This window comes from Streptomyces sp. SM1 (assembly GCF_002910825.1).
Lineage (GTDB): Bacteria > Actinomycetota > Actinomycetes > Streptomycetales > Streptomycetaceae > Streptomyces > Streptomyces okerensis.
On the sequence record NZ_NEUB01000820.1, the window covers coordinates 1 to 11,463 of the forward strand.

The 11,463-nt window shown below is 71.8% G+C and carries 12 protein-coding genes and 1 pseudogene; 8 read left to right on the forward strand and 5 right to left on the reverse strand.

Translation table 11 applies throughout. The annotated features are described in order from the left end of the window. The first annotated feature begins 280 nt into the window (after window positions 1–280). The 4 genes and pseudogenes from B9S61_RS25535 to B9S61_RS25550 all read left to right on the forward strand — a co-directional run bounded on the left by B9S61_RS25535 (window position 281) and on the right by B9S61_RS25550 (window position 4,282). Complete coding sequence (locus B9S61_RS25535) at window positions 281–820, forward strand: SH3 domain-containing protein (protein ID WP_103544342.1); 540 nt, start codon at window positions 281–283, stop codon at window positions 818–820. Window positions 821–863: 43 nt separating this feature from the next. Next, window positions 864–2,225 carry an FtsW/RodA/SpoVE family cell cycle protein gene (locus B9S61_RS25540; RefSeq protein WP_103544343.1) on the forward strand — a complete coding sequence of 454 codons (1,362 nt, stop codon included), beginning with the start codon at window positions 864–866 and terminating at the stop codon, window positions 2,223–2,225. Then, window positions 2,222–3,679, forward strand: a complete 1,458-nt coding sequence (locus B9S61_RS25545) for a penicillin-binding transpeptidase domain-containing protein (protein WP_103544344.1) — start codon at window positions 2,222–2,224, stop codon at window positions 3,677–3,679. Before B9S61_RS25540 ends, B9S61_RS25545 begins: the two co-directional genes overlap by 4 nt. Before the next feature lie 64 nt (window positions 3,680–3,743). Beyond that, window positions 3,744–4,282: pseudogene (locus B9S61_RS25550) on the forward strand (DUF3291 domain-containing protein). Here the strand turns inward: B9S61_RS25550 and B9S61_RS25555 are convergent. Next, the gene (locus B9S61_RS25555) at window positions 4,279–4,878 is read right to left on the reverse strand and encodes a Uma2 family endonuclease (protein WP_103544351.1); all 600 of its coding nucleotides are present in this window, start codon (window positions 4,876–4,878) and stop codon (window positions 4,279–4,281) included. The pseudogene B9S61_RS25550 and the gene B9S61_RS25555 overlap by 4 nt on opposite strands. Before the next feature lie 224 nt (window positions 4,879–5,102). Between B9S61_RS25555 and B9S61_RS25560 the strand changes: the two genes are divergently transcribed. From B9S61_RS25560 to B9S61_RS25575, 4 genes are all read left to right on the forward strand, one after another. Beyond that, window positions 5,103–6,041 (forward strand): diiron oxygenase, encoded by a 939-nt coding sequence (locus tag B9S61_RS25560; RefSeq protein WP_103544345.1) that lies wholly within the window; start codon window positions 5,103–5,105, stop codon window positions 6,039–6,041. A 50-nt stretch (window positions 6,042–6,091) separates the two neighbouring features. Continuing rightward, window positions 6,092–6,745, forward strand: coding sequence for a TetR/AcrR family transcriptional regulator (locus B9S61_RS25565; RefSeq protein WP_103544346.1), 654 nt, complete (start codon window positions 6,092–6,094; stop codon window positions 6,743–6,745). 158 nt (window positions 6,746–6,903) lie between these two features. Then, the gene (locus B9S61_RS25570; RefSeq protein WP_103544352.1) at window positions 6,904–7,218 is read left to right on the forward strand and encodes a hypothetical protein; all 315 of its coding nucleotides are present in this window, start codon (window positions 6,904–6,906) and stop codon (window positions 7,216–7,218) included. A 105-nt stretch (window positions 7,219–7,323) separates the two neighbouring features. After that, on the forward strand, window positions 7,324–8,487 hold the full coding sequence (locus B9S61_RS25575; protein WP_103544347.1) for an NlpC/P60 family protein: 1,164 nt from the start codon (window positions 7,324–7,326) through the stop codon (window positions 8,485–8,487). Here B9S61_RS25575 and B9S61_RS25580 read toward each other — a convergent pair. The 4 genes from B9S61_RS25580 to B9S61_RS25595 are packed head-to-tail and all read right to left on the reverse strand — an operon-like array spanning window position 8,460 to window position 11,319. After that, window positions 8,460–9,713, reverse strand: coding sequence for a styrene monooxygenase/indole monooxygenase family protein (locus B9S61_RS25580; protein WP_103544348.1), 1,254 nt, complete (start codon window positions 9,711–9,713; stop codon window positions 8,460–8,462). The two genes, B9S61_RS25575 and B9S61_RS25580, sit on opposite strands and share 28 nt — an antisense overlap. A gap of 13 nt (window positions 9,714–9,726) precedes the next feature. Then, window positions 9,727–10,365, reverse strand: coding sequence for an ATP/GTP-binding protein (locus B9S61_RS25585; protein ID WP_181007525.1), 639 nt, complete (start codon window positions 10,363–10,365; stop codon window positions 9,727–9,729). After that, a complete protein-coding gene (locus B9S61_RS25590; RefSeq protein WP_103544349.1) occupies window positions 10,346–10,783 on the reverse strand; it encodes a DUF742 domain-containing protein in 438 nt (145 codons plus the stop codon). Before B9S61_RS25590 ends, B9S61_RS25585 begins: the two co-directional genes overlap by 20 nt. Further along, window positions 10,780–11,319 carry a roadblock/LC7 domain-containing protein gene (locus B9S61_RS25595; RefSeq protein ID WP_103544350.1) on the reverse strand — a complete coding sequence of 180 codons (540 nt, stop codon included), beginning with the start codon at window positions 11,317–11,319 and terminating at the stop codon, window positions 10,780–10,782. Before B9S61_RS25595 ends, B9S61_RS25590 begins: the two co-directional genes overlap by 4 nt. Between the last annotated feature and the right edge of the window lie 144 nt (window positions 11,320–11,463).

Consider the following 11,463-nt stretch of genomic DNA (forward strand, 5'->3'; position numbering starts at 1 on the left):
CCGGACCACCCCTCCACCCCGCACCCCCGCACCCGGGTCCGCACCGACCCACCGGCCGCCTCCCCGTGGCCCGCCTTCCAGCCCACCGAGTCGGGTGGTGGGCGGGCGCAGGCCGGGGTCCAGGGGGCGGGAGCCCCCTGGCGGGGGACCGGGGGCGGAGCCCCCGCAATGCCCCCGCGTCCCCGATGGCGCAGCACGGCGGGCGTGTGCCACAGGGCGCTCCTAGTGTGGCGACAAGTCACCTTCCACCCGCTTTCTCCCCCTGCATGGAGGTATCGCCATGACCCCGCGCCCCGCCCAGAGCCGCCCCCTCACCCGCCGCCTGCCCATAGCTCTCGCCGCGGGAGCCCTGGCGGTCGCGACCGCCGTCACCCCCGCGTTCGCCGCCGACGACCCGAACCAGGGCGGCGACCAGGGAAACTGGAGCCAGCAGAGCGGCGGCAACGGCAACGGCGACACCGGCGGCAACGGCAACGGCAACGGCGACACCGGCCACGGCGACCAGCAGAGCGGCGGCAACGGCAACGGCGGCCACGACACCGGCCCGAACCAGCAGAACGCCGCCGGCGGCAATCACGGCGACCAGGGCCGGTACAAGGGCCGCGTCACCGCGAGGAAGCTCGCCCTGCGCACCGCCCCGAACCGTGGCGCGCACATCATCCGGTACGCCCACCAGGGCGAGGTCGTCTCCATCTTCTGCAAGGTCCCCGGCGACAAGGTGAACGGCAACCCCCTCTGGTACCTCCTCACAAACGGCACCTGGGCCTGGGGGCCGGCCGGCCACATCGACAACATCGGCCCCGCGCCACGCTGGTGCTGATGAGCAAAACGCACAAGATGCCCCATGTGGGTAAGTTCCGGACATGAGCAAGGCCGGTATCACCCTGGCGACGACGGATCCGCCCACACCCACCGTCCCCCTCCCCGGGCGCCGTGGCGTCGAACTCGCCCTGATCGTCCTGGCCGTACTGCTGTCGGTGTACGGATACTGCGCCGTCGGCCTCGCCAGGAACGGCACCGTCCCGCCCGGCGCCGCCGGTTACGGCGCCGGGCTCGGCGTGCTCGCCCTGGTCGCGCATCTGGCGGTGCGCCGGCGCGCCCCGCACGCCGACCCGCTGCCGCTGCCCATCGGCGTGCTGCTCAACGGCCTCGGCCTGGTGCTGATCTACCGGCTCGACCTGGAGGCGCCGGGCGCGCCGGCCGCCCCGACCCAGCTCGTCTGGTCGGCGCTCGGGATGACGCTGTTCACCGCGGTCGTCCTGGTACTGCGCGACCACCGGGTGCTCCAGCGCTACACCTATCTCTGTGTCACCACCGCGCTGGTCCTGCTGACGGTCCCGATCCTCTTCCCGGCGGTGAACGGGGCCCGCATCTGGATCCGGGTCGCCGGATTCTCCATCCAGCCGGGTGAGTTCGCGAAGGTACTGCTGGCGGTCTTCTTCGCCGCGTATCTCGCCGCGAACCGGAGCGCCCTCACCTACGCCGGCCGCCGTGTCTGGGGGCTGCAGCTGCCCACCGGCCGGGTGCTCGGCCCCATCGTCGCCGTCTGGCTGGTCAGTGTGGGCGTCCTGGTCCTGGAGCGGGACCTCGGTACGTCGCTGCTGTTCTTCGGACTGTTCGTGGTGCTGCTGTACGTCGCCACCGGCCGCACCGGCTGGATCGCGGTGGGGCTGCTGCTGGCCTCGCTGGGCGCGGTGGCCGTGGGCCGGCTGGAGCCGCATGTGCACCACCGGATCGAGACCTGGCTGCACCCGTTCGCGTCCATCGAGGCGGGCGAGGGCCCGAACCAGCTCGCCCAGTCCCTGTTCGCCTTCGCGGAGGGCGGGATCCTCGGCACCGGGCTGGGGCTCGGGCACTCCGTGCTCATCGGCTTCGCGGTCAAGTCAGACTTCATCCTGGCGACGGCCGGTGAGGAGCTGGGGCTGGCCGGGCTGTCCGCGATCTTCCTGCTGTACGGGCTGCTGGTGGAGCGCGGCTACCGGGCCGGCCTCGCCCTGCGCGACCCCTTCGGCCGGCTGCTCGCCGTGGGCCTCGCCTCCCTCATGGCGCTCCAGGTGTTCGTGATCGCGGGCGGAGTGACCGGGCTGATCCCGCTGACCGGGATGGCGATGCCGTTCCTGGCGCAGGGCGGCTCGTCGGTGGTGACCAACTGGACGATCGTGGCGCTGCTGGTCCGGCTGAGCGACTGCGCGCGCCGGCAGGGCGACGGGGGTGACGGCCGGTGACCCGTCACATCCGTCACGCCGCGCTGTTCTGCGCCCTGCTGCTGGTCGCGCTGCTGGTCAACGCGTCCCGTGTGCAGGTCCTGCACGCCGGGGACTACGAGGTCAACCCGGCCAACCGCCGCGACACCATCTCCCGTTACCAGCAGCCGCGCGGGAACATCCTGGTCGCCGGCCGGCCGGTCACCGGGTCACGGGACACCGGGGAGCATCTGCGCTATGAACGCACCTACACCGACGGTCCGTTGTACGCGCCGGTGACCGGCTTCGCCTCGCAGGAGTACGGCACGACGCTGCTGGAGCACGCCGAGGACGGGCTGCTGTCCGGCGCGGCCCCGCTGCTCGCCCCGCTCCCTCGCTGGAACGAGTTCACCCGCTCCCGCAACGCCGGCGGAAACGTGGTGACCACGATCGATCCGGCGGCGCAGCGGGCGGCGTACGAGGGGCTGGGCTCGCGGAAGGGTGCGGTGGCGGCGATCGAGCCGTCGACGGGCCGGATCCTGGCGCTGGTGTCGGCGCCGTCCTACGATCCCGCGCTGCTGTCCGGGAACGGGACGGTGGCGCGGAGCGCCTGGGCGCGGCTGAACGCCGATCCGGACCGGCCGATGCTGAACCGGGCGGTGCAGCGGACGTATCCGCCGGGATCGACGTTCAAGGTGGTCACCGCGGCGGCGGCACTGGACGCGGGCGTGGTGAAGAACCTGGACCGGCGGACCGACTCCCCCGACCCTTACACCCTGCCGGGCACGACGACCCGGCTGACCAACGGGTCCGAGGGCTGTGAGAACGCCACGGTGCGGGAGGCGTTCGTGTGGTCGTGCAACACGGTGTTCGCCAAGCTGGGGGTGGACACGGGGGTGGCGAGGATGAAGGAGATGGCGCAGAGCTTCGGCTTCAACGACGCCGGCCTGCGGATTCCCTTCCCGGTGGCACGCAGCACCTTCGACACCACGGTGGACCGGGCGCAGTTGGCGCTGTCGTCGATCGGGCAGTACAACACGCGGGCCACGCCGCTGCAGATGGCGGCGGTCGCGGCGGCCGTGGCGGGCGGCGGGCAGGTGCGGGAGCCGTATCTGGTGGAGCGGACCACGCGGGCGGGCGGCGGCACGGTGTCGACGGCGGGGTCGCGTCCGGCGCGGCGGGCCATGCATCCGACGACGGCGACGCGGATGCGGGAACTGATGCGGGGCGTGGTGGAGGACGGCACCGGCAGGAAGGCCGCGATCCCCGGCGCCCTGGTCGGCGGCAAGACCGGCACCGCGCAGCATGGCCTGGGCAACTCCGGTACTCCGTATGCCTGGTTCATCTCGTGGGCGCAGCGCGAGGAGGACATGGAGGCGAGGGTGGCGGTGGCGGTGGTGGTCGAGGACGCGGCGGCCGACCGGGGGGAGATCAGCGGCGGCGGGACGGCGGCACCGATCGCGCGGGCGGTGATGGAGGCGGTGCTGAAGCCGTAGGGGGCCGCCCACTTGATGAGACGGGACTGCCGGAGCACCGCGTTCCCGGCCCAACGTCCGGTCCATGACCGAGACCGCGTACGAACTCGCCCAGGTGAACATCGCCCGGCTCAGGGCCCCGCTGGACTCACCGCGGCTGAAGGACTTCGTCGACAGCCTGGAACCGGTGAACGCGGACGCCGACCACGCCGACGGCTTCGTCTGGCGGCTCCAGGGCGAGGAGGGCGACGACGCCACGGACGTCGCGGTCTTCGGTGACTCCTGGCTGATCATCAACATGTCGGTGTGGCGGGACACCGACGCCCTCACGGCCTACATGTACCAGGGCCGCCACCGGGAGATGCTGGCGCGCCGCAGGGTGGGGGTCCCCCCACGCCTTTGAGGCAGTGGGGGAGGTTCGAGCGTGCCGAGGAGGCGATGGGGGGCCTGTGGTGGGTCCCGTCCGGTCACCGTCCGACGGTCGCGGAGGCCGAGTCCCGGCTCCTCCATCTGCGCGCCAACGGCCCGGCACCGTACGCCTTCACCCTGCGCACGTCGTTCCCGCCGGGGGCTGCGGAGCCCGTCCCGGGGGACGTTCCGGAAGGGCTGGGCTGCTCGGCCTAACGGCGACGGTTGACCGACGTGAGGTCGATGTCGATGGCAAACGGCACGGTGAGCTTGAGCCGGTTGTGGAAAATGCCCATGGGTACGTAAGACTTGGTCATCGGGTCGAGTTCGTAGACGTAGACCACCGGGAGCCCGTCATTCTGCTCGACACGCCAGTAGTGCGGAATGCTTACCGTCGCGTACTTCCGCGGCTTCAGTTCACGGTCCCGCTCTTCCGAGTCCTTGGAAACCACTTCAACGGCGATCAGGACATCCTCCGGCCGGTACCAGGTTTGGCCGGGGCCGATATCGGCGTCCGCCTTGGACACCATGACGTCGGGCTCCGGACGGTTACGCCTGTCGAGCTTGATGGTCATATCGCGCTGGACGTCGAACTCGTCCGGTGCTTGAGCCAGCAGGGCGTTGTCCAGAAGACGGATGACGCGTGAGTGGAAGTTGGTCTGCGGACTCACGAGAACAAGGTTCCCGTCGATCAGCTCCGTGTGCGGAGGCAGGTTGGGGAGCTTGTCCAGGTCATCCGCCGTCCAGCCACCTGCGGGCGGACGCGGCCACTCGTAGTCGTCGTCCAGCCCGTAGTCGTGTGCGGCGCTCATGATCGCTCCCATGTGCTGCAGTCCGACCGGCAGTGCCAGCCTACCCAGAGCGAACAGCGGGACGGCACTCCATGAGGCGAACGGAAAGGCGTGCCGTTGACGGTGCCGCCGGGCGGACCGCCCGTCGACAACTCCCGCCCGAGGGATTGACGCCGTTGCTGACAGGCAGTCTCATACAGGGGTGACCCGCCGGTAACACGAGACGCCCACGAGGTGGAACCGCCATGACGACCCTGACGGATGCGGACGCGGTCGACGGTCTGCGCGATGCCCTCGGGCTGCTCAAGGACCGCGAGCAGGTGGCCCAGCGGCTGCTCGAGTCGTCCGCCAAGCACTCCTTCGACCCGGACAAGGAGCTGGACTGGGAGGCGCCCTTCGAGGAGGGCAAGTGGTTCTGGCCCCCGGAGCTGGTGTCGCTGTACGGCACCCCGATGTGGCGGCGGATGAGCGAGGAGCAGCGCATCCGGCTCTCCCGGCACGAGGCCGCCGCGCTCGCCTCGCTCGGCATCTGGTTCGAGCTGATCCTGATGCAGCTGCTGGTGCGGCACATCTACGACAAGGCGGCCACGAGCGCGCACGTGCGCTACGCGCTCACCGAGATCGAGGACGAGTGCCGGCACTCGAAGATGTTCGCCCGTCTGATCACCCGCGGGGACACGCCCTGGTACCCGGTGAGCCGGGCGCACCAGAACCTGGGCCGGCTGTTCAAGACGATCTCCACCACACCCGGCTCCTTCACGGCGACCCTGCTCGGCGAGGAGGTCCTGGACTGGATGCAGCGGCTGACCTTCCCGGACGAGCGGGTCCAGCCGCTGATCCGGGGCGTCACGCGCATCCACGTCGTCGAGGAGGCCCGGCACGTGCGCTACGCCCGTGAGGAGCTGCGGCGGCAGATGGTGACCGCGCCGAGGTGGTCGCAGGAGTTCACCCGGATCACCTCCGGGGAGTTCGCCCGGGTGTTCTCCGTGGCGTTCGTGAACCCCGAGGTGTACACGAGCGTCGGCCTCGACCGGCGCGAGGCGGTCGCCCGGGTCAAGGCGAGCGGACACCGGCGGGACGTGATGCAGCAGGGCTCGAAGCGGCTCACGGACTTCCTGGACGACATCGGCGTACTGCGCGGGGCCGGGCGGCGGCTGTGGAAGTCGTCCGGGCTGCTGGCCTAGGCCGGCCGGGCGCCCGGCGGGCGCCGTGGGCGGACGGTTACGCTGCGGGTATGACCTCGCAGGCGTCCACCCCCGCCTACCGGCGGCTCAGTGTCGAGGAGCGCCGCGGCCAGTTGCTCGAGGCCGCGCTGTCCCTCTTCGCCCACCGCGTCCCGGAGGGCGTGTCCCTGGACGACGTGGCGGAGGCGGCGGGGGTGTCGCGGCCCCTGGTCTACCGGTACTTCCCCGGCGGCAAGCAGCAGCTGTACGAGGCGGCCCTGACCTCCGCCGCCGACGAACTGCGGGACTGCTTCGACGAACCGCACGAGGGTCCCCTGCTCCCCCGGCTGTCCCGGGCCGTCGACCGCTACCTCACCTTCGTCGACCAGCACGACGCCGGCTTCAGCGCACTGCTCCAGGGCGGGAGCGTCGTGGAGACCTCCCGTACGACCGCGATCGTGGACGGAGTGCGCCGGGCGGCCGCCGAGCACATCCTCAGCCATCTCGACGTCACCGGGCCCGGGCCCCGGCTGCGGATGACCATCCGGATGTGGATCACCGCGGTGGAGGCGGCCTCGCTGATCTGGCTCGACGAGGACAAGCAGCCGCCGCTGGAGGAACTGCGGGACTGGCTCGTGGAGCAGTTCGTGGCGGTGCTGGAGGTCACCGCGCGGCGCGACACGCAGACCGACGCGCTGGTGCGGAGGCTGGCGACGGACCTCTGACGGGCCGGCCGGGAACGCCCCCTCGCCGCCCGGGAGCGAGCCCCCGGCCACCCGGTACCGGAGCCACGTGACCGACCGGCCGGGCCCTCCCCCACCGAACGGCCGGTCACCGGGGGCCGCCGCGGACGGTCGCGTGCGCCATGGCCGAAACTGGTGAGGTGAAGAGCCAAGACACCCCCTTCGAGGGCGGGCCCATGGACGGGCGGGTGCTGCCCGTGCTGCTGGGCATCACCGGGCACCCGCCCAAGACGTACCGCATCCCCGTCCCCGCCCCGGACGGCGGTCCGCCCACCGTGCTGGTCTACCGGCGGGTGCCCCGCGGGCAGAGCTCACGGACCGGGCTGACCCGGGGGTGGAAGTATCTCCACGACCCGACGGGACAGGCCGGCGGCCGGCTGAGGTGGCCGTGGTCGAAGCCCGCGCCCGCTCCGGACGCCACGCCGAAGGGCAAACCGGACGACGCGGACGGGTGACCCCGTTCCGCCGAACCGCGCACACTCGGCGAGCGGGTTCCGGCGGCCCGCCTGATGCTCGCGGTGCGGAGCGGACGAGCGAGCCCCCGCGTCGGAGGTGATGGCGTGTCAGGAGTGCTTCCGCGTCTGGTGTGTACGGCGGCGCTGGCGGCCGGGACGGTACTCGCGCCCGTGTCCGCGGTGGCCGTCCCGGAACCGGGCGGCGGCTCGGGCGGACCCGGCGGGCGTTCCGTGGCCGGGCTGCTGACGGAGCTTCAGACGCTGTACCGGGAGGCCGAGAAGGCCACCGAGACGCACAACGCCACCGAGGAGCGGCTGAAGAAGCAGCGCGCCGAGACCGAACGGCTGGAGCGCGCCCTCACCCGTACCCGGGCCTCCCTGCACGACAGCCGGGGCGCGGCCGGGCGGCTGGCCCGGCAGCAGTACCAGGGTGTCAGCGGTCTCTCCCCGTACATCCGGCTGCTGCTGGCGCGCGATCCGCAGCGGGCGATCGACCAGGGCCATGTGATCGGGCAGTTGGCGCGGGAGCGGGCGGAGACGGTGGGCCGGCTCACCGGCGAGGAGCGGACGGCCGGCGCCATGGCCCGCCGGGCGCGCAAGGCCCTCGACGACCGGCGGGTCCTCACCGAGCGGAGCGAGAGGCAACGGGAGGAGGTACGGTCCCGGCTCCACGACGTCGAGGAACTGCTGGCCTCGCTCACCGCCGAACAGCTCACCGCGCTGGCCGAACTCGAACGCGGCAGGATCGCCGGGGCGCAGCAGGAACTGGTCGCCTCGGGCTCGCTGGGCAGCGGCGGCACGCATCCCACGGCGGCGGGCGAACGGGCCGTGCGGTACGCCGTGGAGCAGCTCGGGAAGCCGTACGAGTGGGGGGCGGAGGGGCCTGCCGCGTACGACTGTTCGGGGCTGACCTCCGAGGCGTGGGGCGCCGCCGGGACGCCGGTCCCCCGGACCAGCCAGGAGCAGTGGGCCCGGCTGGAGCGGATCGAGCTGGCGGAGCTGCGGCCGGGAGACCTCGTCGTGTACTTCCCGGAGGCCACGCATGTCGCCCTGTACCTGGGCGACGGCATGGTGGTGCAGGCGCCCCGCCCGGGCGCGCGGATCAAGGTCTCCCCCATCGCGGCCAACCCGGTGCTCGGCGCCGTACGCCCCGACCCGGGCGGGGAGCCCCTGGCAGGGTATGTGCCGCCGGAGCTCCCCGAGGGGGCGACGGACGGGTCCGACACCGGGTACGCGGCCGGTTACGCGCCCGAGAGCTCCGCCAGGTAGGCGCCGGTCTTCTCGGGGTCGTAGAAGAAGTTCTCGAAGTCGGCGGGGTTGTCGAAGCCGTTGGCGAAGCGGTCGGCGGCCGGCTGGAGCTGTCCGGCCGCGCCGATCAGGTTCAGCACGTGCTCCGGCGGCGGGGCGAGCATGGCGTTCGTCCACTTGGTGACGTGGCGGGCCGTCTCCCAGTAGCGGTCGAAGGTCGCCCGCATCCAGGCCTCGTCGAACTCCTTCTCGCCGTGCTCCAGGATCGAGGCGAGGTAGGCGGCCGCGCACTTGGAGGCGGAGTTGGAACCCTGGCCGGTGATCGGGTCGTTGGCGACGACCACGTCGGCGACACCGAGGACGAGACCGCCGGAGGGCAGCCGGCCGACGGGGTTCCGGACGGTGGGGGCGTAGCGTCCGGCGAGGGTGCCGCCGGCGTCGGTCAGTTCGGCCCTGGTGGCCCGCGCGTACTCCCACGGGAGGAACCTCTTCATCAGTTCCAGGGTCAGGGAGAGGTGCTCGGCGGGGTCCTTGACGTCCCTGAACGCGTCCAGCGGGCCGCCGGGTACGCCCTCCCAGAACAGGATGTCGGCGCGGCCCGAGGTGGTGAGCGTCGGCATGACGAACATCTCGCCGACACCGGGGACCAGGTTGCAGCGGACCGCCTCGGTCTCCGGGTGCTCCGGACGCGGGCCGAGGCCGTGCACGTAGGCCACCGCGAGGGCGCGCTGCGGCTCGCTGTACGGGGAGCGCTCCGCGTCCCGGCCGAACATCTGCACGAGTTCGCCCTTGCCCGCCGAGACGAGCACGAGGTCGTACGCGCGGGAGAAGTAGTCGAGGTCGCCGACGGCCGCGCCGTGGATGACCAGCCGGCCGCCGCGCTGGGCGAAGGTCTCCATCCAGCCCGCCATCTTCACCCGCTGGTCGACCGACTGCGCGAAGCCGTCGAGCCTGCCCAGCCAGTCGATCGCGCGCTGGGTCGGACCCGGGTCGTACGAGCCGGGGGCCGCGACCGAGACACCGAGCCCCTGGATCTTCGGGGCCTGGGACTCCCAGAAGTTCAGCTGGAGGTCGCGCTCGTGCTGCAGGGCGGTGTGGAACATGCACTGCGTCGACATGACCCGCCCGGTACGGATCTCCTCGGCGGTCCGGTTGGACATGAGGGTGACCTCGTACCCGTGCGACTGGAGGCCGAGGGCGAGCTGGAGACCGGACTGGCCGGCTCCGACGACGAGTATCTTCCGCATACGGGGGTGTCTCCTACTCCGGGGTTTCGTCGAGCGCGTGGCCCACGAGGGACAAGAGGGTCTCGATGGCCGAGATCCGGCGGCGCGCATCCATGATCATTACAGGTATGCGCGCGGGGATCGTCAACGCGTCCCGTACGTCCTCGGCGTCGAAGTGCTCACTGCCGTCGAAGTGGTTGACCGCGACGACGTACGGCAGTCCGCAGCTCTCGAAGTAGTCCAGCGCCGGCCAGCAGTCCTTCAGACGGCGGGTGTCGGCCATCACGACGGCGCCGATCGCACCGCGCACCAGGTCGTCCCACATGAACCAGAACCGCTGCTGACCGGGGGTGCCGAAGAGGTAGAGCACCAGGTCGTCGTCGAGCGTGATGCGGCCGAAGTCCATGGCCACGGTGGTGGTGGTCTTGCCCGGTGTGGCGGTGAGATCGTCGGTCCCGGCGCTCGCCTCGGTCATCAGCGCCTCGGTCTGCAGGGGCGTGATCTCCGAGACGGCGGTGACGAGCGTGGTCTTGCCCACGCCGAAGCCTCCCGCCACCACTATCTTCGTGGCGATCGGCGCGCGGGTGGGGTCCGTCTGCCAGGGCAGCAGGGGCTCGTCTCCTTCGACGAGCGGGGAGACGCCGTGAGCGGCGTCAGAGACGACGGAGTCCACTCAGCACCCTTTCCAGCAGTACGCGGTCGGGGCGGCCCGTGCCATGGCCGGTTCCCGTTCCGTAGACACGGATCTTTCCCTGGTCGGCGAGGTCGCTCAGCAGCACGCGGACCACCCCGAGCGGCATGCTCAGCAGCGCGGCGATCTCGGCGACCGTGCGCATACGGCGGCACAGTTCGACGATGGCCCGCATCTCCGGCATCACCCGGGAGGTGAGGCCCCCGGCCGTCAGCTCCTTGCGCTGCTCGGCGGCTTCGAGGGCGGCGGTGCCGGCCGTGGCGCCGACGAACGTCTCGACGAGGAGCACGTGGCCGAACCGGGTCCGGCCGCCGGTGAGCGAGTAGGGGCGGACCCGGGCGGGTTTGCGGTCGCCGCCGCGGACCGGGAGTTGTTTCTGTTTCCTGGACCTGGCGCTCATCGGCGGCTCCCGCTGGTCTCGGTCTCCAGATTCTTGCGCAGCTCACTGCGGAGTTCCGGGGTCAGGACGTGGCCGGCCCGGCCGACGAAGAGTGCCATGTGGTACGCCACCACACTCATGTCGCAGTCCGCGGAGCCGTGCACACCGAGCAGCGAACCGTCGCTGATCGACATCACGAAGAGGCTCCCCTCGTCCATGGCGACCATCGTGTGCTTGACCGGACCGAAGTCCATCAGCCTGGAGGCGCCGACGGTGAGGCTGCCGATACCGGAGACGACGGTGGCCAGGTCGGCGGCGGAGCCCCGCGGGCCGGGCCGCTTCCCGCTCCGCCTGCCACGGGCCGCCGGAACGGGGGTGTCCTCCCGCGCCGTCGACCGGGCCTGGTGGAGCGGGTCGTCGGAGGAGAGCAGCAGCAGCCCGTCGGAGGAGACCACCGCGACGGAGAGGATGCCGGGCACCTCCTCGACGAGGTTGGTCAGCAGCCAGTGCAGGTTGCGGGCCTCACTGCTCGGTCCGAAGGTACTGGGCGCGGTCAACTGCTTGCCTCCTCGACGGTGCTCCCCGTGGCTTCTTCGGATGGTGCGGTCGTGCCGGACGGCGCCTGCCGGCGACCGGTGTCGCCGCGCTCGGCGATCTCCGCCTCGACGTCCCGGCGGCCGGCGTCCGCCCCCCGGCGGAAC